We start from the raw sequence: 20,535 nt of genomic DNA on the forward strand, positions 1-20,535 counted from the left end.
AATGCGCTTAATCGTTCCCCTGTTAATTGCAGCAATCAGCCTCATGCTTGCTTCCTGTGCACAAAAGGGCAGCAATCCCGCTGATCCCTATGAGCCGATTAACCGCAAAATTCATCAGTTCAATTTAGCCTTCGACGCAACCGTCCTGAAGCCTCCTGCTAAATTATACAGGGTGATTCTTCCGCCGCAGCTTCGCGCAGGCATTAACAATGCCTATAACAATGTGAACATGCTGCCCACAGTCGCCAATGATCTGCTTCAGGCGGAGTGGAATGACGCAATCAAAGACACCTGGCGTTTTCTCATCAATTCAACATTTGGCGTTGCCGGTATTTTTGATGTGGCTGCCAGCAACTTTTATCTGCCTCCTCACAGCAACGATCTGGGCATTACCTTTGCCAAATGGGGAGACAAGCATTCTCCCTATATTGTGATTCCATTTATGGGGCCCAGCACTTTCCGCGATGGGATGGGGATGATGTTCGATTATGCGCTTTTTACTCCATACCCTTACATCCCTTCTGACAAAGTTGTCTATTCGCTGCTCGGGTTAAGGTATGTCGATTTGCGCTCGCAAATGCTGGAAACAGATCGATTAATTGGCGAAGCCATTGATCAATATGCATTTATACGGGATGCCTATCTGCAGCATCGCAATTACCTGATTACCGGCGAACAGGAAAACAACCTTGGCTCCTTGTATGTGGACGATGACGAAGAGGAAGAGATCAATGATGAAACTCAGTCCGAGTTTCCAATAACCACGGCCCAAAATGCTGCACGTCGCGCTGCTTCAGCCTGAAATACCGCCGAATACGGGCAATATCATTCGCCTTTGCGCCAATACCGGTGCAAAGCTTCATTTGATCCATCCACTGGGTTTTGAGCTGGATGACAAACGCATGCGAAGAGCGGGGCTCGATTATCATGAATGGGCCAATATGGTTCAGTATAGCAATGTAGACGAGTTTATCGCCGGGAACCAATCGAGAAGAATTTTTGCCTGCACAACCAAAGCCACAAATAATTACAGCGATATAGCCTATCAAGACGGCGACCTGTTTTTATTTGGCCCGGAATCCCGCGGCTTGCCTTCTGACCTGCGCAGCCGGTTTACCGCGATACGCATCCCCATGTTACCGACAAGCCGAAGCCTTAATTTATCAAATGCCGTGGCAGTTATTATGTTTGAAGCATGGCGGCAATTGGGATTCAATTTTCCTTAATTCTATCATATCGCATGAGGCAAAAGCGGCTATCCAGGAAGCTGCACTTGTTCTAAAACCCGCATGATGGCCTTGAGCCTGGTCCGGGCTGCGCGGTGAACTATGATTTTATTTTTTGATTCTTCAATGCTGCAAGAGTTCGCAGAAAATCCCCGGCAATATCGAGGCCGGTTTCCGCTTCTATTTCACGGATACAGGTAGGGCTTGTAACATTAATTTCAGTCAGATAGTCGCCAATGACGTCAATGCCCACAAAATACAACCCTTTTTCTTGCAGCGCGGGCGCTATTTGCGAGCATAAAAACCGGTCGCGCTCGGTAATTTCGACTACTTTTCCTGTTGCACCGGCTGCAAGATTGCCACGCAACTCCCCTTTGGCAGGAATCCGCGCTAAAGCATAGGGGACAGGCTTGCCGTCAATCAGTAAAATTCGTTTATCCCCTGCAGTGTGAATTGCAGGCAAATATTGCTGAGCCATGATGCTGACAGTTTGGCCTTGCGTTAGCACTTCAAGAATCACAGATAAATTTCTGCCATCTTCATCAACATGAAAAACAGCTTTCCCTCCCATGCCTTCGAGGGGCTTAAAAATAACCTGTTTTTTGGTTTGCCAAAATTCCCGAAGACGCCTAATATCACGGCTAACCAACGTATCGGGACAACACTTCGGAAAATTCAGCGTAAAGAATTTTTCATTGGCATCGCGAAGGCCCTGCGGTCTATTGGCAATCAAAACCCCCTCTTGTTCCGCAAGTTCCAGGGCATAGGTAGCATAGATATATTCCGTATCAAAGGGAGGATCTTTGCGCATCAGGATGATATCGAAGTATGATAAAGGCTTTACACCCTGCGATTTGGTTATTGCCCAGGAAGCCTGCCGTTCGTTTGTAATTTCGATGTCATAAACTTCGGCAAAGGCACGCCCCTGCCTGCAGAACATGTCTTGCTGTGTAAAATAGGTGCACTCCCACCCCAATGCCCTGGCGCTTTTAATCATGGCCACCGTTGAATCCTTATAAGGCTTAATTTTGTGGAGGGGATCCATTAATATGCTAAGCTTCATTACTCACCTCCGCGTTTGCCGTCCCTAGTGAAGCACGCTCGCGGGCTGCTGCTAGGGCGGCAAGGCGCGCAATCACACCATAAGCATAAAATCGATTTGGACAATCCACAACAGCCAAATCTTCCCGGGGCATATTGCACGCCTCGGCAAACGCCAGGGGCTTAAATTGCATGCCGGGAGAATTGAGATTTTCAGCGATACCCCGACTCTGGTGGATACGGTAAAAACCACCTACCACGTATTGCCCAATCATATACACCACAGGTTCGGCAACCGCGCCATCAGGCATTGTTTCAAAAGTATAAATGCCCTCCTGAATAATCACTTTATTCACCGCCCGTGAGCCTTTGCTGCTGGCCATCCGGGTACGCTGTTTACGGTTTAATTTGAGCAATTCCTCCGCGTCATGGATCATCATCACGCTCATACCGTAAGTGCCGTTATCGGCTTTTACTGCGAGGAAAGGTTTTTCATGAATACCATATGCGGCATATTTTTCGCGAATTTGTTTTAGTAAATAATCAGCGGCTTCCGCAAGGGCTTCCACTCCCTTCTGGGCCATAAAATCCACTTCGTCAATTGCTTTAAAGTATGGATTGATGAGCCAGGGATCCATTTGTACCAAATCAGCGAATTCTTCGGCAACCTTGGCAAAAAACTTAAAATGATTTGACTTCAATCTGGATGACCAGCCAAGCTCGGCGGGAGGCTCAATATTTTGCTCAAGACCTTGAAGAACATCCGGTATGCCAGACGAAAGATCATTATTTAAAAGCAAAAGGCACGGCACAAAGTTCTTCAGTTCAACCCGCTTATCTGTGCGGATCAGGGGCTCAACCAGGATTATTTCACCCTCATCCGATAAAAGCTCAGTCGGATTTTGCATGGTTTCATCAAGGCTTCCAATATGGACAACAAACCCTGCCTTGACAAATATGTCGCGCAGTATATTTAAACTTTTTAGATAAAATCGGTTCCTGGTATGGCTTTCAGGGAGGATAAGGATTTTTGTGCAGGCTTTATTGAATTCACCAATCACTGCTTGAGCTGCCTGAACGCATAACGGCAGAAAATCAGGATTCAGATTATTAAACCCTGCTGGAAAAAGATTGGTATCAACCGGCGAAAGTTTAAATCCGGCGTGACGCAAGTCAACCGAAGAAGTAATGAGCGCCGGTGTTTCCTGCCATTGCCTGCGAAACCACGCTTCAATCTTTGCAACCTGGCTTAAAATGACTTCTTCAACATGGTGCAGCGGTCCAGAATGTGCCGTGGTTAAGTGCGGAACGGGAATATCAAATTCTTGCATCCTGTCTCCAGAAAGATAAATGCCGCGATGTTACCTATATTATAATAAGAATTAAAGTGGAGGCTTTTTTGTACCCAGGGTAAGATCATATCATTTTGATTAAATAATGTCTTTTTACGCTTGAATTACATTAACAGGACGTTATGAATTCAAAACATGGTTTTGTCCTGTTTCCTGCTTGCCGCCCATTGAACCAAATATCTATACATGCTTTAATCTGATGATTTAAAAGCTAAGGACACGGCCGCATGTTACCGGAGCTTGCAGAACAATTTAGCGCTCAAATCCAGACGTTTTACTATTTATTGCTATTAATTAACGGCGTATTGCATATTATTTTTGCAGGAGCCGTGGCACGCGATGCCGGTAATTTATATAAAATCGGCCAGCGTCCTGCCCTCGTTTCTGCTCCGAGCTGGGCTTTTGCTACTTTAATCGGCGGCGTAATCACAGCGGCAATTTACTGGTTTATCCACCATTCCACACTAACGAGACCTTATAACCGAGAGAGGAATTATGAACGAATCCCCGATCAATACGATAAACGTCCATGAATTAAAAAAACGCTGCGAAACCGATCCTGATTTGTGCCTGATTGACGTCAGGGAAATCGATGAATGGCAGGAAGTCCATATTCCCGGGGCTCTGCATATCCCGAAAGATCAATTGGCTGAAAAGATTAAATCACTGATTCCTCGCGATAAAGCCGTATATTTGCATTGCCGAGGCGGCGTTCGCTCGTTGTTTGCCGCCCAATGCTTAATAGAGATGGGCTATCAGGAAGTCTACTCAATCGATGGCGGTATTGCCGAATGGGAAATATGCGGCTATCCCGTTGAAAAAAATCAGGACTGAACAGCTTGGCGGGCTTTCCTTGAATTATACTTGCGTAATCGTCACAATCTGGGGATAATTCGCCCAAGATCAACATATTCATCAGCATATTATGGGACAAATCGGGCAATTTATTATTAATCACTGGGGGCTTTGGCTTGCGCTTTTGGTTATTCTTGCACTTATTTTGGGCAATGAGCTCCTGGCAAGACGGCATAAGGCACAGGAATTAACTCCCTCTATGGCCATCGATAAAATAAACCATGAAAATGCCGTCGTCATTGATCTTCGCGATGCTGAATCATTCCGTGCCGGCCATATTATCAATGCTGTATCACTAAGCGCCAATGACCTTACCAGTCAACGCATGGACAAATATAAGTCCAAGCCTATTATTTTGGTCTGTGCACGGGGTTTGCAATCGCCCGGTTTGGCAGCCAGATTGCGCGCTGAGGGTTTTGCCAATCCCATGGTTCTTTCCGGAGGAATGGCTGCCTGGACTGCGGCAAATTTACCGGTTGTGAAAGGAAGAGCCTAGGTTCCTTGCGTACTGATGATTTAAACCAAGTAGCCCGGATTAGCGTAGCATAATCCGGGGATGGATTTGAGTGCTCCCGGATTACGCTACGCTAATCCGGGCTACTTGGCTTACAATAAGAATTTTTTTAACTACTTAAGAGGATTGATTACCATTATGGCCGAAGAACAAGAACAAAAACAAAACAATCAAGCGCCTGAAGCTCATTTTATGATTCAACGCATCTATGTTAAAGATTTATCCTTTGAAACAACCAATGCCCCTGCAATCTTTCAGCAACGCTGGGAGCCTGAGTTATCGCTTGATGTCAACACACAGCACGCGCTTTTGGAAGAAAATGTGTATGAGGTTGTCTTATCCATTACGGCAACGGTCAAAAATCAAAAAAACACGGCATTTCTGGTTGAAGTCCATCAGGCAGGCATTTTCACCATTCAAGGCGCTCCCAAAGATCAGCTGGATCATCTATTAGGCAGCTTCTGTCCAAGTATTCTGTTTCCTTATGCCCGCGAAGCGATTACGACGGAAGTGGTGCGCGGCAGCTTCCCGCAGCTGGTTTTAGCGCCCATCAATTTTGATGCGCTCTATCTGCAGCAAAAAGAGGAGCAAAAAAAAGCTGAAGCCTCCAAGCAATCAGAGCAAACACATTAAACCATGAGTAAAGCGACGGTTGCCATTTTGGGGGCGGGCTCGTGGGGTACGGCAGTTGCCATCCATTTGGCAAAATACAACAGCCAGATTCTACTATGGGCTCATCAGCAGAGCCATGTTGAGGACATGGCTAAAAACCGTCGTAATTTACGCTACCTTCCCGATTTTGAATTTCCAAACAATCTGACTCCCATTGCCGATTTGTCTCTTGCGGTAACGCTTGCTGATATCGTCATTATCGCTGTTCCTTCTCACGCGTTTGCTGAAGTACTGCAACTGATGCCTAAACCAAAAACCGGTTTGGGCTGGCTTACCAAAGGGCTTGATCCTTCAAGCCAAAAATTTTTAAGTGAGCTGGTTGAAGCGCAGTGGGGTAAGTCATTTGCCACGGCTGTTATTTCGGGCCCTTCTTTTGCTGCGGAGGTAGCGCGCGGATTACCCACAGCATTGACAGTCGCAGGTCATCATGCCGATTACCTTCGCCGCATCAGAGATATTCTGCATCATGAAAAAATGCGTGTTTATTTGTCAGGCGACACAATCGGCGTGCAGCTCTCTGGTGCAGTTAAAAACGTGCTGGCCATTGCCTGCGGCATCAGCGACGGCTTGAGTTTCGGCGCCAATGCGAAAGCCGCCTTAATCACCCGGGGACTTGCTGAAATGCGAAGGCTTGGTAAAGCGCTCCATGCAGAGCAGGAAACATTCATGGGGCTAGCCGGTGTGGGTGACCTCGTTTTAACCTGTACCGATAATCAGTCAAGAAACCGGCGTTTTGGGCTTCTCATCGGGCAAGGCAAAAATCTCAAAGACGCAGAAGCACAAATTGGCCAGGTAGTCGAGGGTAAATATAATGCCGCGCAAGTTTGCGCCCTGGCTTCCCGTCACCAGGTCGAAATGCCTATTTGTCTTGCTGTAAATGCGTTACTCAATCAGCAAATCAGCCCGAAGGAAGCCGTAGAAGAATTAATGAGCCGGCCGCCAAAGGAAGAAAGTAGCCCGGATTAGACGAAGTCGTAATCCGAGGTTCCCATTCTTCTTCAATTGCCCGTATTACGCTTCGCTAATACGGGCTACGTGGTATGGAATTATGAGCCTCAGCATCGCAGGCCGGATTAGGCAAACCACAATGCTGCTAAAAATAAACCTACCTGATTTTCTCCAATCCCCACGCAAATGATGCTAGTTTTTCTGCCGCATCCGTTTTTGGCGTATGAAAGAAGGTACCAAGGTACCCTTGATTGCCGGCAACAGCGACAGTGAGCGCAGGAACAATGGTTAAAGCAGCCAGAATACCTAAAATCCCTCTTAATATTGGATTCAGGCTATGCCAGCCACGGTGCTGTTTAAATTCCGGGGAAGCTTTTTTGATGGCCTTTTCACATGTTCTTTTAAAAACATCAAATGTAACTTCGTGATTGTCGAAGAGCTTTTTAGCATGCGTTAATTCGTTATTTAATTGAAGAGCCGTTTGGCTCACGCGTTGATAGGCAGCATGGCGAAGGTTGCCCTTTTCTCCCTTTCTGATTAACTTATCTGTTTTTTCCTTAAGTGCTTTGAACAACGCATCAATTTTTTCTAAATTTTTTAACCTCTTGGCATTCAATAGTTTTTTTCTTGCATTTAGAATTGTTTTCAGCTCAGGCTTCTTAATTACAAGTAGCCTTGCGTGAAACCCGCTGCCTTTTTGAGGGATAATTGATTTTTTTATTGTTTTGCTTGCTAATATTTTATCAAATAGAGTTGGCTTAATCAGGTCATATTTCATCACGGGGTTTTCATGCTTTACATTCCTATAATATTCCGGCTTCCTTTCTTTGGGGAGCTTCATGGAAGAATGATAAAAATCGCGCATGCTTGTTGTTCGTTGTTTATCCCAATGGGTCATGGTTAACGTCTCGGCATCTTTATCGAAACCGTGAATGACTGCCGCGTGTTCATTGGGCCTGTCATGAATATACTGGTTTGTTGGATTTCCTGTCGCAAGGTCGACCGCAAAGCAAGCAACCAGTAAATTGCCCTCGGAAATATTGTCTGTTATATTTTTTTTAAATGAGTCATAATCCCCATGAAAATCAACCAATTCAGTTTCATAGCCAATATCTGCAAAAATTTCAGTAAATTGACACACATCCAGCAATTCGCCCTGTATTGATCCTTTCTCTTTTGCCAATTCCCTGACAGAAATCACGTGACTCATTTTTTTATGTAACGGAATCGGCTCAAAGCCGAGCTGAGACGCAAAATATTGATCAACTGCGGCAATCGCTGTGGTTTTGCAATTGTGCCCGGTCTGATGCACTGGTTTTAGGGGAATAAGCGCTTTCTCTTTCATTAAAAACAGGCTTCTTAATTGATAACAAATATTGTACAAGATGTTTATTATCATTTTATTAAGAGCCTGCGCTGTTCATTGTAAATTTTTTTAAACGTTAATTTGTGGCGTGGATTAGTTTGTAGTCCGGATTAGACGCAGTCGTCATCCGGGGTTTACATGGTTCTTCGATTTCCCCGTATTACGCTTCGCTAATACGGGCTACAATATCTACGGTATCGACTAATTCTATGTCGGCTTTGGCCAGGGGTTCGCCTAGAAAAATTTCACCAACAGCTTGAAAGCGTTTTACGGAATCGGTTACCAGATAGTGCGCTTGAGCGTTGCCAGCCGTTGGGTTTAATAAATTTTTCTGAGCTAACAGGGTTTTTAAGGCGGAAGCCGTGGCTTCTGCCGAATCAACAATGCTGACCTTATCAGACATCAGTTTACTGATAAGCGGTTTAAATACCGGGAAATGCGTGCAGCCAAGGAGCAGTGTATCCTCGTCACGGAACGCATCAAGATAATGGCTTAAGGCGGCTTCAGCAACCCCATTATCCGTCATCCCTTCTTCGGCAAGAGCCACGAGCACGCTGCAGGCACGGGCGTTGATTTCAGCCCGGGGACGATGCAATTTGATTTGGGTTTGATAGGCATTGGCAGCAATAGTGGTTTCTGTGGCAATAACCGCTATCCGTTCATTTTGGGTGGCGGCAGCGGCAGCCAGGGCGCCGGGGGAGACCACGCCCAGAATTGGGATATCCGGCAGCATGACCTGCAAATGCGGCAGAGCAGCGGTGGTTGCGGTATTACAGGCAATCACCAGCGCCTTGATCCGCCGCTCCACCAAAATTCGCGCCATTTGCACGGCATACTGCTGTATGGTCCTTGGGCTTTTGGTGCCGTAGGGAAGGCGCGCTGTATCGCCAAGGTATATAAATGATTCCGAAGGCAAGGCCTGCCTTAACGCGCGCAGCACCGTCAAGCCGCCCATGCCGGAGTCAAATACGCCAACAGCCAGGTTTGCAATGTTCATATCGTCCTTGGGTTATTATTGTTTTGGGCCTCTGGTTATATAGTTTTTTTCGCCAAGCTCCAAGCTATCTTCTTTTTTAAGAGGCCCGCCGAGTTCAGGCTTGGTTTTTAGAACTGCAAGGCTCGCTTTAAGCCTTTGTAGTTCAGTAGCCGTTTGCTCTCTTTCTGATTTCTGCAGGAGTTCACCCTGTCCGCCAGATCCAAGATGCCTTTTGATAAAGCCGCCATGGACTAAATCTTTTAACCGATTGGGTCCAGTGCATCCGGGCACTCTGGATTCAATTTTCAAATCCTTGAATTCCTCAGGCGAATTTTGCTTTATTAACAAAAGAGAGGCAAAAACCTTGTCAGCCATATCCTTATCTTTGCCGCTGATGATGACAGGCCCTTTTGCGGGGTCGTAATTGGCAAGAAGCATTTTTGCCATCTTAAAAGCAACCTGATTTTTTTCTTGGTCGCTTAGCTCATCCTGCTTACTATGATCGGTGACCCGATTTTTATAATCCTGGGCGATAACGCCTACTTTGCCGCTGTCAAAAGTCGCCTTGGACTGGATATATTGACCCTCGCTCAGGCGGATACCTTTATAGCGGGCTGTAGTATTGTTTTCCTGTTGGATGGTGGTACGATCGGTATCGACCGTTCGATTAGGCTCTTGATTCACTGCGTCTTCTTTTTTGGTCACGACCGTATCGGTAAAATTCGATAAAGTTCCCTCTACTTGCATCAAAATATTAACATTGCTGGCTTCCTTCTCTATTTTAGTTTTGAATTTCCTTGAAGCAACTCGCTCAAGGGCTTTCTTGGCTTCTTGGAAATTCTTCGTATATATTTCACTGCCATTTAAAGCATTCTCTTGAGCTTTTCTTTTTTCCTTTTTCATCTTATCAAGAGCTGTAGTCAATTGCTCATCAATTTGCCGCCGTTCATCAGCAACAGCTGTATCAGATTTTTTAAACTGCTTCACATCATCGAGCAATTGGTTTCTTTTTTTGGTGACTTCAATGAATTCTTTTTTTGCTTCCTGAAGACCTTCGACTATTTCCTGAAGCTTTTTTTGTTTTTCTTTAATTTCTTCAATTGCCTGTTCATTTTGTTTGATTGCTTCTTTTGCTTCCTTAACTTTTTCTTGAAGTTTATTGTCATGCTCAAAATACGGTAATTGTTGAACGCTTTCTATTCGTTGATTTTGTTCCTCAATCAATTTCTGAATTGCTGTTATTTTTTGATTGATTTCTTCTTGTGTTTTGAATGTGTTAAATTCATTGTTCAGCTCAGTTAATTTTTGATTAATTTCGTCTTTTTTTTCTGTAACGGGTTTTATTTCATTTTTACGCTGTTCTAAATGTTCTTTTGCTGCTTGGCCGATGGCTTTAAAGCTCGCATCGGCCAGGAACTCTTCCTTAACATTTTCTGTAATTTTTATATCTGTCAAATGCTCTTTTAAGGCAGTATTATCATCCTCGTTTACTTTCCCAGTAAGTTCACTCAATTCTTGATCACTCAATTGATTGAAATGGGCTTGCATATATTTTTGAAACACCAGATTGTATAAAGCTTTCAATGTAGGCTCTTCATCCCCCAGAGAAATATCAATCTCTTCCACATTCTCCGGTAACTTGTCCTTCAAGCCAAGAATCTCACGGTGCTCATTCAACGCTTCTACGAATTTTTCCTTTAGTTCCCCAAAATTCTCAGTACCTTTTCCTGGGTAAAAAAGCGATGAAAGTGCAGCGTATTGCTGCTGTGCTTTTTCTTTTTCATCGCTCAATTGCAGGTTGTTTAATGCTTCGTAAACTGCTTGGTTGTGTGGCATGGGAATCGCTCCATCACTGATATCTATGTATTTATTTTAAACGCATAATCTTAACATTACCTTAAACCCGTCATTTTTTGCGTTTAAAAAATTTTTTATGTTAAAAGTATAGCAGTTTGTATCCTTTATTACCTGAAAATGAATCATTTTTTATTCATTGTTCCCGGTACGCACCTATGTACTAACATCAGTAGCCCGGATTAGACGCAGTCGTAATCCGGGATGGTTTGAAGATAAATCCCGGTATTACTCGTTAAAATCACCTTCGGGTTCACATGCCCAATCACAAGGTATAATCCCCTCTTTAATATAACGGTGAATGCTTGAATGTGGCCACTGGTTTGCTTTGGCCGCATATCCATGCTTTACCGGGTTATAATGTATATAATCAACATGTTTTTGCAAATCAGTTTCATCGCGGATACGGTGTTCCCAAAATCGGCTTTGCCAAAGCTGATACTCGCCGCGTTTATTCTTCTTGAAATGAATGGTCTCTTTGAGTAACGACTTCGTAAAATTTGTTTTTATCAGCCGCCAACGCATAGAATAATTACATTCGTTGTCAGGTAATTGCCATATTATATGTAAATGATCGGGCAGAATCGCCACAGCAAGCGTTGAAAAAGGGTATTTTGCGCGAACATCACGAAACGACTTGCCTAATAAATGAATATACGTGGTTAAATAGGTGGCGCGTCTATTGTGTAGTGTGAGCGTGAAAAAATAAATCGCGCCCTCGGTATAATCCCGCCGATAATAAACCATATTTAACATTCCTTTAAAGTTGGACAAAATTATTTTAAACGTGAAAACATTTCAAAGGCAATATTGGTTTGTACTACAGAAGCCCGGATTAGTTTGTAGCCCGGATTAGTTTGTAGCCCGGATTAGACGCAGTCGTAATCCGGGGATCAGGGGATCAATTGATATACAGGCCTGTTACGCCAGCAAGAAACGGAAATTTTTTTGAATTTCGTTTAAGTCAAACTGATTAAGGTATAAAGAAAAGCTCATCCAGGCGCTTAATGCGGCGAGGTCGCGAAATTGCGGGGGGAGATAGACGGGGTCGGTTAATAAGCCATGCTCTTTGAGCTCGGTGAGCAGCGGCAAATCGTCAAGCACCAGTTTTCCGGTAAATAAAAGCGGGATGGCATCGATGCGATGCTGGCTGATGGCAAAGCGGATGAAGTTGTAAATCAATACAAATCCCTTGGCATAAGATAGATCCTTGGTAAACGGGCCGCCATTTGGCGTACTGCCGCGAAAAATGCGAACGCTTTGCCTGTAGCTCTCTTCTTCATTCATGCCGCATTCTAAAAAATAACGGAATACGTCCAGAAAATTCGCACCCTGCAATACTTTATCCAGCGCTATCACGCGATTGGTGATTTTGCGCATCCGCCCGGGATAGGAGGAAAAACTGATGATCTCTGTAAGCACCGCAAGCCCCTCCTGAATGACGCTGCTGGAGGGTGAGCCTTTGGAGAGAAAAAAACAATAAGGCTGCATGCTGCCGTTCAAGGTAGTCCCGACATGCACCCAGCCTTCGTGGACTTCCAGATATTTTAAATCACGCTCGCTGAACATCACGCTGCTGCTCAGTTTAATGTTATCAGCGCCTGCTGCGGCGTCCGCTATCATTTCATCGCTGACCATCACGGTCACATTGCCAGGGTGCAGATTGAAAAACTGGCTGAGGCGCTTTTGCAGAATCTCCTGGGCCTCTTCCGCATTATACCGTTTCTCATCTGCCTCTGACTGAAGCTGTACATCAAGCGTTGTTAGCACATCAAACAATAAGGAACCAAGCTGCGAAAGCCGAGGCCCATTCGCATAAAAGGCATCATGCGGGCTTCCGTATAAATCCATGGCCAGCTCGCAAAAAGCAGGGGTTCCTCGCGCATCAAGCATCAGCACTGCTTTGATATATTCATCACACTGCCTGCGGATAAGCCTTGTAACCGGCGAATACTGGCCAAGCTGATTTTGCGCATCACGCATAATCAGGCGGAATTCATCAATCTTCTCGGCGGCATCAAAAGGCAAACCGCGTTTATGATAATAAGCCTCATCAACTGCGGGGAGCTTTTTGCATTTGTGCTGAAAAAAATCCTTTTTTATGGATTCATCCCATTTGATGGTATCAAGAATCCGAATCTGGCTTTGTGCATCAACAATGCGTTTTGACAGTTGACGGATAACATCCAATTCGTTTTCCTGTTCCATTGTTTAACCTTAACCTTGCGGTGGTTCAATATTGACTTGAGGATTCTGCCTTTGTGCTGGCAAATTATAAAAATAGCTGATATTTGTATCGGTTAGCGGCGGCGGAACAATGAGATCGGGGCCATTGCCGCTTCGGAGATAAACATTTTCTCCATTGCTTGTGTAATATGATGAACAAGAAGCCAATAAAGACGCCAAACAACCCGCCGCAATCATTTTCTTCACAACTAAACCTCTTAATATTTTTATTTTAATTATAATCCAGGCCGGCCTTAACCGGCACGAGTACTGTTACCATTTGATTTGGATTGTTTGTCTTTCCCGTGCGGCATTGTTGCGCGGGAAAGACAAAAAAATAGTATACATTCAATGCCATCTATCTTCTGAAATCATTTTAAATCAACTTTAAAGAACGCAATACATCCTCCAAAGGTTTTTGATGTTCTTCGCTCAGGCGTGTCAGCGGCAGGCGAATCTCATCGGAGATCAAACCCATTTTATGCATGGCCCATTTAACAGGAATGGGGTTTGCTTCAACAAACATCAATTGGTGAAGCGGCATTAACTGCTCTTGCAGTTCAAGGCATGAAGCGTTCGCCCCGTTTGTTGCGGCATCGCAGAGTTTTGCCATATATTTGGCAGCAACATTGGCCGTGACTGAAATGACCCCTTTTGCACCCGACCGCATCCATTGCAGGGCAGTTAAGTCATCGCCGCTGTATACATCAAGCCTGTCTCCGCAGCCATCTAAAATCTCTTGAAGCCTCGCCATATCCCCCGTTGCCTCTTTAATCCCAATAATATTGGAGATTTTGGAAAGACGGGCTACCGTCTTTGGCAATAAATCACAGGCAGTCCTGCCAGGGACATTATACAAAATAATAGGCAGCGCAACTTCCTGGGCAATCCGGCTATAATGTTCATATAAACCAGCCTGAGTGGGTTTTATGTAAGCAGGTGTCATGATCAATGCTGCATCTACGCCGCATTCCATGGCATCTCGAGTCAGGCTAATGCAGTCTTTGGTTGCGTTTGCAGAGGTTCCCCCTATCACTGGAATCCGTTCACGCGCCGCTTCGACTACAATTTTAATGACCTTTATTTTTTCCTCATGAGATAAAGTGCCAGACTCGCCGGTCGTGCCCGCGGCGACGATGCCGTGCGTACCCGCTTCGATATGAAATTCGACCAGAGAGCGCAGGCGCTCTTCATCAATGGCATCATCTTTCATTGGAGTAACAAGCGCTACTATACTTCCACGAAACATATCATCCTCACTATTGGGCTATTTTTACCAATAGTAATCCCTGGCCATTGCTTTCTCAAGAAGTATGTAGAACCCCCTTTACACTAGGCAACATTTTTTGCAGCCATAACGCATGCAGTCAAGCAAGCCGCATATCCCTGAAGGTTCAAAATAGATTCCTTCATAGAGCGCCAGGCTGCCGCTCAGAATGACATTACCCAGGCTTGCCATCAGCCTCTTTCAGAAACTTTGTTGCTTGATCTTGTTTAATCAAAATTCAATTAACATGCTTATTTTTTTTCTTCATTTTATAATTTTTGTACTAATATGGTTAATGAAGGAGTTAATTTTCAAGAGGATTGAATTATGAAAAAAATACTGGGATCGTTGTGTTTCTTTGGTATTTTTGGTCTGGCAGCCTGCACTCCCACCCAGGTAGGAACCGCGACTGGCGCGGCAGCCGGAGCAGGAATTGGATACGCCGTGAGCGGTGGTGATGCCCTGGGCACTGCAATCGGCGCAGGCGCCGGAGCGCTGGTCGGCCATTCTATCGGTCAGTCACAAGAACGCCGATATTATTATCGCAGAGGCTATTACTACTATTATTAATGTTGATTCTACCCTGTATCCTCCCCTTGCGGCGGGGGATACTGCCCCAAAATCTTCGGCCTAAAAATTCGCAAAATAGAAAATGCATGCTATAACTGAACCTATAAGGAAATCATACAAAAACAAGGAATAAAACCATGCGTCTTAAGGATAAAGTTGCTGTCATTACTGGTGCTGCTTCAGGCATTGGCAAGGAAATCGCCCACGTATTTGGCAAAGAAGGTGCGCATGTTGCTATTGCCGATCTCAATCTTTCCGAAGCCCAGGAAGCGGCGGACGAAATCAAACATCATGGCGGCAGCGCCATGGCCGTTAAGATGAATGTGACGGATGAAAGCCAGGTTAATGAAGGTATAGAATCCGTAGTCAATCAATTTGGCGCAGTAGATGTATTAGTCAGCAACGCCGGTATCCAGATTATCGAATCCGTTGACAAACTGGCGTTTTCTGACTGGAAAAAATTACTGTCCATTCACCTTGATGGCGCATTTTTGACTACCCGGGCCTGTTTGAAGCACATGTATGCAAGCAAGCGCGGCGGCAGCATTATCTACATGGGATCTGTGCATTCCAAAGAAGCATCCTTGCTGAAAGCGCCCTATGTCACCGCCAAACATGGATTGCTTGGGCTTTGCAAGGTCGTAGCCAAGGAAGGAGCCGCCCATAATGTCCGGGCCAATGTCATTTGCCCAGGCTTTGTTAGAACCCCTCTGGTCGATAAACAAATACCGGAGCAGGCAAAAGAATTAGGCATCAGCGAAGAAGACGTGATTAAAAAAGTAATGCTTAAGGACACAGTAGATGGTGAATTCACCACGACTGACGATGTGGCAGAAGCTGCATTATTTTTTGCCTCTTTCCCAACCAACGCCCTGACTGGCCAATCTTTGGTTGTCAGTCACGGTTGGTTTATGGAGTAAAATACGTGGATCGCAGAAAAAATAAAAAAGCGCCCACTAACCATGATTATATAGCATGCTGCTTTCAGGGCGGCGGCGCCATGGGCGCTTATCAAGTTGGCGTTTTAGAAGCCCTGCTCGAAGAAGATTACTCGCCTGACTGGTTTGTTGGAACCTCCATTGGCGCCATCAACTCAGCTATTGCCGCGGGTAATTCTGAAAAAGACAGGATTGATAAGCTGAAAGCTTTTTGGCAATTGATATCCACCCCGCCCCTCATTGACGAATCACTCATACCTCATGATACTTTCAACCGCCGTCTGCATCATTTTATTTCAGCACAAACCACACTTTTGTTTGGACAACCCGGTTTTTTCTCCCCGCGCTGGAGTTCGCCTGCCCCAGCAAGCTGGAATAAACCTTTTTTAAGTTATTACGACACCGCGCCATTGCGCGGCACGCTGGAAGAATTTGTCGATTTTGACCGGATTAATTCGGGTAAAATACGTTTAAGTGTGGGCGCTGTTGAGGTCGCAACCGGCGCCATGCGGTATTTTGATTCTGAAAAAGAAACGATTGGCCCGGAACACATTATGGCAAGCGGAGCTTTGCCTCCAGGATTCCCCCCAGTAGAAGTCGAAGGCCGATTATACTGGGATGGGGGTTTATCCAGTAATACACCGCTAAGCTATGTCTTGCTCGACCAGCGCCCAAAAGCGTTATTATGTTTTATGGTCCATTTATTTGATTCCTATGGGCTTGAACCTGCCCACATGGATGACGTAGAAAAGCGCAAAAAAGACATTGTGTACTCCAGCCGGTTTGAGAAAATCATCGAATTGCATCATGAAATTCATTCTCTTAAATACCAGATCCATCAATTGATACAAGAATTGCCGCCGGCAAAAAAAAAGCAGGGGCTTGCCAGGCGGTGTCTGGACAGCGACTGGGATAGAACCGTTTCCCTTGTCCGTTTTTTGTATCGAGGTGACGCAGATGATCTTTCTTCAAAAGATTATGAGTTTTCCCGCAAATCCATAAACGAACATATCCAAAAAGGCTATGAGGACGGTAAATCAGGATTAAGCCGTTCCCCATGGCGAGAATCAGTCCCTGTGGATAGAGGTATTGCCTTGCACGACATGACTAAAAAATAATTGGAGACGCTATGAATGAGAATGACGTTCGAACTACTGCCTTTGCCATGCCCCTCATCAGCCCCAGTTATCCCAAAGGCCCTTATCGATTTATCAATCGTGAGTTTTTAATCATCACCTATGAGACTGATCTCGATTTGCTCCGCGAAGTGGTTCCGAAACCATTGGAAGTTACAGAGCCGCTTGTTAAATTTGAATTTATCCGCATGCCGGATTCAACAGGATTTGGCGATTATACCGAATCTGGGCAGGTCATCCCCGTTCTCTTTCAAAAGCAAAAGGGCAATTATTCGCATGCCATGTATTTGGATGATCATCCGCCGATTGCCGGCGGACGAGAAATATGGGGCTTTCCTAAAAAACTTGCTACCCCAAAGCTTCAGGTTGAAAAAGAAACGCTCATTGGGACTCTGGACTATGGTAAAAGCCGCGTAGCTACTGCCACGATGGGTTATAAATACGAGTCGCTTGATGCAAAAAAAATGGCTGAAGCATTGACTGGAAAAAATTATTTGCTAAAAATTATTCCGCATGTAGACGGCAGTGTCCGAATATGTGAACTTGTTGAGTATGCTATGACTGATATTACGGTCAAAGGTGCCTGGCAGGGACCCGCAAAGCTCGAATTATTTCATCATGCCCTGGCGCCGGTTGCTGAACTTCCTGTTAAAAAAGTCATCAATGCCGTCCATGTACAAACAGATATCACCTTGCCTTACGGCCGTGTGGTGCATGATTATTTGGCGTAACCTTTATAGCATTACAATAACCCGGAGTAAGGCAGACCTAGTCCGGGGAAGCGTGGCGGGCAGCTGTCCTCCGGAATGCATTGTAAAATCCCAGATTGCGGCTTTGCCTCGTCCAGGTTGCATCCCGGATTCAAGATTATAAAAAAACTAGGGGCCTACATGCCATCCGGATGATCTGGTGGTTGAGCGGTAGGTGCAATGACTGCCATCAGGAGAGCAGGTTTTGGTTGCGGTTGTATTTTTTTTCTCTTTACCCTGCTGTGGAATCGCTGTTCCCAATACCCCGATTAAGTTGTTTAAGGGCGCATTCTGCTCTTCAATGATGCGTCGTTCATTTTCAGCCTGCTGACGCTCGGCCTCCCGCTCATTATAGGCTTTGATCACTTCTGCCTGCTGTGAGGGAGTTAAACTCTCCCATTGTTCTTTTGAAAGGCCAAAATAAGTTGGGACACAGCCAGAGATACAGAATGCCAAAATAGAACAAACAATAATTCGCTTCATTTCGCCTCGCCAAAATTGATTAATCGCGGGGAGTATACCAAAATTTTTTTATTTGTCTTATTTTTTCATGAAAAAAGACCCTATAATCAGGGCAAGATCATAACGCTTTTCGTGTATTTTTTTGCGATCATCTCTTTTTGTGTTAGTCTTGATGAAACGGCAAAGGACAGCGATCTTCATGCATCAAGATACCATCACTTTTCAATTGGCAACCCATTTTTTACCGAAAGCCGCACTGCGCCTGGAAAACCTGCTGCAAACCATTGAGCAAGCCTGCGATGAAAAGCACCCTGTTGTTCATCATTATGCGTTAAAAAGCGTTCTTGAGATTATCAAGTTAATTGAAAAACCTGAATTGAAAAGCAGGTTTCTGAAAGAGCTAATGCGTATAGAGCATATTTTGAATAAATCTGAGACTGAGATACCCAATGCCCTGTACGCAAATTTATTTGTCCAAATTCAATTTTTAAATCATGTAGCCGGCCGATTCGGTGAGTCGGTACAGTATGACCCTTTTTTACAGTCCATCCGTATTTCCCTGGCGGGGGATAATAATGATTGCGCGATGCATTCTCCTCAATTATTACTTTGGCTTGAAAATGAGCCTGAACTCAGGCAAAAAGACCTAAAATATTGGCTGAAAGAATTAAAGTCTTTACAAGATACAGTCAATCTTTATTTAGCCCTGCTGCGCAGCACTGCAAGTTTTGATAAAATTGATATGATCAACGGTTTTTATCAGTGCTCGCTCCCTGCAAAATCTTCCTGCCATTTAATTATGCTCAGAATGGATAAAAAATGCGGTATGGTTCCTAAAATGCAACTGGGCCATCATGGTTTAAGTCTCAGGCTTTGTGAAGCCAGTTCCATGAATGAGTTGCGTCATACTAAAACAGCAATGGATTTAGGCATTTGCCAGATCTGACATGGCTTCTAGGTGCGCAATATTATTTATCAAATTAATAATTTTTTTATTCGCTTCCGGGAATTCAAATTGATCAAGCGCTGCAATATCTGCCCAACACATTCCCGATTGGGATTCCTGACAGGTTGGCTCGCCTGAGAATGAGGCAACAAGGTAAACCCATAAAGTCACCGAATATTCCGGATAGTTATGGGGAATTTTTCCTAAAAAATGGTGTTTCTTGACGGTAAGCCCGACTTCCTCCTTGATTTCCCGAATGAGCGCACAAACAGGCGTTTCACCTGCTTTAAGCTTACCGCCTGGGAATTCCCAAAGGCCGCCAAAGGTTCCCTCTTTGGCGCGCCTTGTGAGTAAGACCCGCTTCTTTTTTACATCAGTGATGACGGCAACTGCGACATTCATGCGAGTTTGCCATGGCAAACTTTGTATTTTTTACCTGAGCCGCAAGGACAAGGCTCATTGCGGCCTATTTTCTTTGATGTCCGCCTGACCGTGGACACAACAACCTGTTCACCTGTGTCAGGCGCCTGGCCATCTTCCGCATGATGAATGAACTGCATATTATCTACTTGTTCCGCACGCCGCTGGGCTTCAATAGCATCGACATCCGCTTCATTCCTGATTTGCACTGAAGAGAGCAGCTTGATGATGTCATATTTCATGTTCTCAAGCATTGAAGTAAACAAGGTAAACGCTTCACGTTTATATTCCTGCTTTGGATCTTTTTGCGCATACCCGCGCAAGTGTATGCCTTGACGCAAGTGATCCATTGCCGCCAAATGTTCACGCCAATGATTATCCAAAGTTTGCAGGATTACGGATTTTTCAAATTGCGCCAAAGTCTCACGCCCAATCTGTGCTTCTTTTGCCTCATATTCTTGGGTGCACAGGTTAATAATTTTTTCTTTAATTTCTTCAGGCTGGATGGAGTGATCCTCTTCAATCCAATCTTTAACAGGCGCCTTTAAGGTAAAGTCATCCGCAAGAACCTGCTCAAGGCCCGCTACATCCCATTGATCTTCCATGCTTTGGGGAGGAAGATAGCTGTCCACCAGATCACTGAGCACGTCTTCACGAATGGATTTGACCGATTCTAGCGGATCCTCCATCGCCATGATCTCCGCACGTTGCGAGTAAATGATTTTTCGCTGCTCATTCGCAACATTGTCATATTCCAATAATTGCTTTCTCACATCAAAATGATGCCCTTCGAGCTTGCGTTGCGCGTTTTCAATTGCTTTAGTGACAAGACTATGCTCTATGGGTTCACCTGGCTTCATTCCCAGCCGGCGCATCATGTTGGCCACCCGTTCTGATGCGAAAATACGCATTAAATTATCGTCCAGTGATAAATAAAAGCGGCTGCTGCCTGGATCTCCCTGGCGCCCCGCGCGGCCGCGCAACTGGTTATCGATACGGCGGGATTCATGCCGCTCC

The 20,535-nt window shown here is 45.0% G+C and carries 24 protein-coding genes; 12 read left to right on the forward strand and 12 right to left on the reverse strand.

All coding sequences use genetic code 11. From position 1 onward, the window contains the following. Nucleotide 1: 1 nt before the first annotated feature. Both Llon_RS01820 and trmL read left to right on the forward strand, forming a co-directional pair. Nucleotides 2-802: an MlaA family lipoprotein gene (locus tag Llon_RS01820; RefSeq protein ID WP_058528368.1), complete on the forward strand. Its 801-nt coding sequence runs from the start codon at nucleotides 2-4 to the stop codon at nucleotides 800-802. After that, on the forward strand, nucleotides 774-1,226 hold the full coding sequence (gene trmL, locus Llon_RS01825; protein ID WP_058528369.1) for a tRNA (uridine(34)/cytosine(34)/5-carboxymethylaminomethyluridine(34)-2'-O)-methyltransferase TrmL: 453 nt from the start codon (nucleotides 774-776) through the stop codon (nucleotides 1,224-1,226). The genes Llon_RS01820 and trmL overlap by 29 nt, the downstream gene beginning before the upstream one ends. A 100-nt stretch (nucleotides 1,227-1,326) precedes the next feature. Here the strand turns inward: trmL and gshB are convergent, their stop codons facing one another. Both gshB and gshA read right to left on the reverse strand, forming a co-directional pair. Next, entirely contained in the window at nucleotides 1,327-2,289 is a 963-nt protein-coding gene (gene gshB / locus Llon_RS01830) for a glutathione synthase (protein ID WP_058528370.1), read from the reverse strand. Beyond that, complete coding sequence (gene gshA / locus Llon_RS01835; protein WP_058528371.1) at nucleotides 2,279-3,598, reverse strand: glutamate--cysteine ligase; 1,320 nt, start codon at nucleotides 3,596-3,598, stop codon at nucleotides 2,279-2,281. Before gshA ends, gshB begins: the two co-directional genes overlap by 11 nt. Nucleotides 3,599-3,846: 248 nt before the next feature. Between gshA and Llon_RS01840 the strand changes: the two genes are divergently transcribed. The 5 genes from Llon_RS01840 (at nucleotide 3,847) to Llon_RS01860 (ending at nucleotide 6,626) form a co-directional block, all read left to right on the forward strand. Further along, on the forward strand, nucleotides 3,847-4,152 hold the full coding sequence (locus Llon_RS01840; RefSeq protein ID WP_058528372.1) for a hypothetical protein: 306 nt from the start codon (nucleotides 3,847-3,849) through the stop codon (nucleotides 4,150-4,152). Beyond that, entirely contained in the window at nucleotides 4,115-4,453 is a 339-nt protein-coding gene (locus Llon_RS01845; RefSeq protein WP_058528373.1) for a rhodanese-like domain-containing protein, read from the forward strand. The genes Llon_RS01840 and Llon_RS01845 overlap by 38 nt, the downstream gene beginning before the upstream one ends. 91 nt (nucleotides 4,454-4,544) lie before the next feature. Next, entirely contained in the window at nucleotides 4,545-4,970 is a 426-nt protein-coding gene (locus Llon_RS01850; protein WP_058528374.1) for a rhodanese-like domain-containing protein, read from the forward strand. Between the two features lie 156 nt (nucleotides 4,971-5,126). Continuing rightward, nucleotides 5,127-5,621: a protein-export chaperone SecB gene (gene secB, locus Llon_RS01855; protein ID WP_058528397.1), complete on the forward strand. Its 495-nt coding sequence runs from the start codon at nucleotides 5,127-5,129 to the stop codon at nucleotides 5,619-5,621. Nucleotides 5,622-5,624: 3 nt separating this feature from the next. Further along, nucleotides 5,625-6,626 carry an NAD(P)H-dependent glycerol-3-phosphate dehydrogenase gene (locus Llon_RS01860; protein WP_058528375.1) on the forward strand — a complete coding sequence of 334 codons (1,002 nt, stop codon included), beginning with the start codon at nucleotides 5,625-5,627 and terminating at the stop codon, nucleotides 6,624-6,626. A 139-nt stretch (nucleotides 6,627-6,765) separates the two neighbouring features. Here Llon_RS01860 and Llon_RS01865 read toward each other — a convergent pair whose 3' ends face one another. The 7 genes from Llon_RS01865 to dapA all read right to left on the reverse strand — a co-directional run bounded on the left by Llon_RS01865 (nucleotide 6,766) and on the right by dapA (nucleotide 14,279). Continuing rightward, nucleotides 6,766-8,007, reverse strand: a complete 1,242-nt coding sequence (locus Llon_RS01865; protein ID WP_058528376.1) for a hypothetical protein — start codon at nucleotides 8,005-8,007, stop codon at nucleotides 6,766-6,768. Between the two features lie 127 nt (nucleotides 8,008-8,134). Then, nucleotides 8,135-8,971, reverse strand: a complete 837-nt coding sequence (gene murI, locus Llon_RS01870; RefSeq protein ID WP_058528377.1) for a glutamate racemase — start codon at nucleotides 8,969-8,971, stop codon at nucleotides 8,135-8,137. 15 nt (nucleotides 8,972-8,986) lie between these two features. Continuing rightward, the gene (locus Llon_RS01875; RefSeq protein ID WP_058528378.1) at nucleotides 8,987-10,786 is read right to left on the reverse strand and encodes a coiled-coil domain-containing protein; all 1,800 of its coding nucleotides are present in this window, start codon (nucleotides 10,784-10,786) and stop codon (nucleotides 8,987-8,989) included. Nucleotides 10,787-11,032: 246 nt separating this feature from the next. Then, a complete protein-coding gene (locus Llon_RS01880; RefSeq protein WP_058528379.1) occupies nucleotides 11,033-11,551 on the reverse strand; it encodes an REP-associated tyrosine transposase in 519 nt (172 codons plus the stop codon). A 174-nt stretch (nucleotides 11,552-11,725) separates the two neighbouring features. After that, nucleotides 11,726-13,012, reverse strand: coding sequence for a flavohemoglobin expression-modulating QEGLA motif protein (locus Llon_RS01885; protein ID WP_058528380.1), 1,287 nt, complete (start codon nucleotides 13,010-13,012; stop codon nucleotides 11,726-11,728). A 9-nt stretch (nucleotides 13,013-13,021) separates the two neighbouring features. Next, the gene (locus Llon_RS01890; RefSeq protein WP_058528381.1) at nucleotides 13,022-13,228 is read right to left on the reverse strand and encodes a hypothetical protein; all 207 of its coding nucleotides are present in this window, start codon (nucleotides 13,226-13,228) and stop codon (nucleotides 13,022-13,024) included. Nucleotides 13,229-13,406: 178 nt separating this feature from the next. After that, entirely contained in the window at nucleotides 13,407-14,279 is an 873-nt protein-coding gene (dapA, locus tag Llon_RS01895) for a 4-hydroxy-tetrahydrodipicolinate synthase (protein ID WP_058528382.1), read from the reverse strand. 345 nt (nucleotides 14,280-14,624) lie between these two features. Between dapA and Llon_RS01900 the strand changes: the two genes are divergently transcribed. From Llon_RS01900 to Llon_RS01915, 4 genes are all read left to right on the forward strand, one after another. Further along, on the forward strand, nucleotides 14,625-14,867 hold the full coding sequence (locus tag Llon_RS01900; protein WP_058528383.1) for a glycine zipper domain-containing protein: 243 nt from the start codon (nucleotides 14,625-14,627) through the stop codon (nucleotides 14,865-14,867). A 137-nt stretch (nucleotides 14,868-15,004) separates the two neighbouring features. Next, the gene (locus Llon_RS01905; protein ID WP_058528384.1) at nucleotides 15,005-15,787 is read left to right on the forward strand and encodes a 3-hydroxybutyrate dehydrogenase; all 783 of its coding nucleotides are present in this window, start codon (nucleotides 15,005-15,007) and stop codon (nucleotides 15,785-15,787) included. Nucleotides 15,788-15,792: 5 nt separating this feature from the next. After that, the gene (locus tag Llon_RS01910; protein WP_058528385.1) at nucleotides 15,793-16,923 is read left to right on the forward strand and encodes a patatin-like phospholipase family protein; all 1,131 of its coding nucleotides are present in this window, start codon (nucleotides 15,793-15,795) and stop codon (nucleotides 16,921-16,923) included. An 11-nt stretch (nucleotides 16,924-16,934) separates the two neighbouring features. Continuing rightward, nucleotides 16,935-17,672 (forward strand): acetoacetate decarboxylase, encoded by a 738-nt coding sequence (locus Llon_RS01915; protein WP_058528386.1) that lies wholly within the window; start codon nucleotides 16,935-16,937, stop codon nucleotides 17,670-17,672. A gap of 147 nt (nucleotides 17,673-17,819) precedes the next feature. On the opposite strand, the gene Llon_RS01920 is transcribed toward Llon_RS01915, so the two are convergent. Beyond that, nucleotides 17,820-18,173 (reverse strand): hypothetical protein, encoded by a 354-nt coding sequence (locus Llon_RS01920; protein ID WP_058528387.1) that lies wholly within the window; start codon nucleotides 18,171-18,173, stop codon nucleotides 17,820-17,822. A gap of 178 nt (nucleotides 18,174-18,351) precedes the next feature. Between Llon_RS01920 and zapD the strand changes: the two genes are divergently transcribed. After that, nucleotides 18,352-19,098: a cell division protein ZapD gene (gene zapD / locus Llon_RS01925; RefSeq protein ID WP_058528388.1), complete on the forward strand. Its 747-nt coding sequence runs from the start codon at nucleotides 18,352-18,354 to the stop codon at nucleotides 19,096-19,098. Here the strand turns inward: zapD and mutT are convergent. Together mutT and Llon_RS01935 are read right to left on the reverse strand one after the other, a co-directional pair. Next, a complete protein-coding gene (gene mutT, locus Llon_RS01930) occupies nucleotides 19,078-19,500 on the reverse strand; it encodes an 8-oxo-dGTP diphosphatase MutT (RefSeq protein ID WP_058528389.1) in 423 nt (140 codons plus the stop codon). The genes zapD and mutT overlap by 21 nt on opposite strands. After that, nucleotides 19,497-20,535 (reverse strand): preprotein translocase subunit SecA (locus tag Llon_RS01935; RefSeq protein ID WP_193391619.1); only part of this gene is annotated, 1,039 nt, incomplete at its 5' end. The genes Llon_RS01935 and mutT, both read right to left, overlap by 4 nt.

Source organism: Legionella londiniensis (genome assembly GCF_001467825.1).
GTDB lineage: Bacteria > Pseudomonadota > Gammaproteobacteria > Legionellales > Legionellaceae > Legionella_A > Legionella_A londiniensis.

What these genes read in the sequence shown, in the direction of transcription:
- Llon_RS01860 (WP_058528375.1), top strand. Translation starts at nt 5,625, where the DNA reads ATGAGTAAAGCGACGGTTGCCATTTTGGGGGCGGGCTCGTGGGGTACG.
- dapA (WP_058528382.1), bottom strand. Translation starts at nt 14,279, where the DNA reads ATGTTTCGTGGAAGTATAGTAGCGCTTGTTACTCCAATGAAAGATGAT.
- murI (WP_058528377.1), bottom strand. Translation starts at nt 8,971, where the DNA reads ATGAACATTGCAAACCTGGCTGTTGGCGTATTTGACTCCGGCATGGGC.
- Llon_RS01915 (WP_058528386.1), top strand. Translation starts at nt 16,935, where the DNA reads ATGAATGAGAATGACGTTCGAACTACTGCCTTTGCCATGCCCCTCATC.
- zapD (WP_058528388.1), top strand. Translation starts at nt 18,352, where the DNA reads ATGCATCAAGATACCATCACTTTTCAATTGGCAACCCATTTTTTACCG.
- trmL (WP_058528369.1), top strand. Translation starts at nt 774, where the DNA reads ATGCTGCACGTCGCGCTGCTTCAGCCTGAAATACCGCCGAATACGGGC.
- gshA (WP_058528371.1), bottom strand. Translation starts at nt 3,598, where the DNA reads ATGCAAGAATTTGATATTCCCGTTCCGCACTTAACCACGGCACATTCT.
- gshB (WP_058528370.1), bottom strand. Translation starts at nt 2,289, where the DNA reads ATGAAGCTTAGCATATTAATGGATCCCCTCCACAAAATTAAGCCTTAT.
- Llon_RS01840 (WP_058528372.1), top strand. Translation starts at nt 3,847, where the DNA reads ATGTTACCGGAGCTTGCAGAACAATTTAGCGCTCAAATCCAGACGTTT.
- Llon_RS01875 (WP_058528378.1), bottom strand. Translation starts at nt 10,786, where the DNA reads ATGCCACACAACCAAGCAGTTTACGAAGCATTAAACAACCTGCAATTG.
- mutT (WP_058528389.1), bottom strand. Translation starts at nt 19,500, where the DNA reads ATGAATGTCGCAGTTGCCGTCATCACTGATGTAAAAAAGAAGCGGGTC.
- secB (WP_058528397.1), top strand. Translation starts at nt 5,127, where the DNA reads ATGGCCGAAGAACAAGAACAAAAACAAAACAATCAAGCGCCTGAAGCT.
- Llon_RS01850 (WP_058528374.1), top strand. Translation starts at nt 4,545, where the DNA reads ATGGGACAAATCGGGCAATTTATTATTAATCACTGGGGGCTTTGGCTT.
- Llon_RS01880 (WP_058528379.1), bottom strand. Translation starts at nt 11,551, where the DNA reads ATGGTTTATTATCGGCGGGATTATACCGAGGGCGCGATTTATTTTTTC.
- Llon_RS01845 (WP_058528373.1), top strand. Translation starts at nt 4,115, where the DNA reads ATGAACGAATCCCCGATCAATACGATAAACGTCCATGAATTAAAAAAA.
- Llon_RS01905 (WP_058528384.1), top strand. Translation starts at nt 15,005, where the DNA reads ATGCGTCTTAAGGATAAAGTTGCTGTCATTACTGGTGCTGCTTCAGGC.
- Llon_RS01900 (WP_058528383.1), top strand. Translation starts at nt 14,625, where the DNA reads ATGAAAAAAATACTGGGATCGTTGTGTTTCTTTGGTATTTTTGGTCTG.
- Llon_RS01890 (WP_058528381.1), bottom strand. Translation starts at nt 13,228, where the DNA reads ATGATTGCGGCGGGTTGTTTGGCGTCTTTATTGGCTTCTTGTTCATCA.
- Llon_RS01920 (WP_058528387.1), bottom strand. Translation starts at nt 18,173, where the DNA reads ATGAAGCGAATTATTGTTTGTTCTATTTTGGCATTCTGTATCTCTGGC.
- Llon_RS01885 (WP_058528380.1), bottom strand. Translation starts at nt 13,012, where the DNA reads ATGGAACAGGAAAACGAATTGGATGTTATCCGTCAACTGTCAAAACGC.
- Llon_RS01820 (WP_058528368.1), top strand. Translation starts at nt 2, where the DNA reads ATGCGCTTAATCGTTCCCCTGTTAATTGCAGCAATCAGCCTCATGCTT.
- Llon_RS01865 (WP_058528376.1), bottom strand. Translation starts at nt 8,007, where the DNA reads ATGATAATAAACATCTTGTACAATATTTGTTATCAATTAAGAAGCCTG.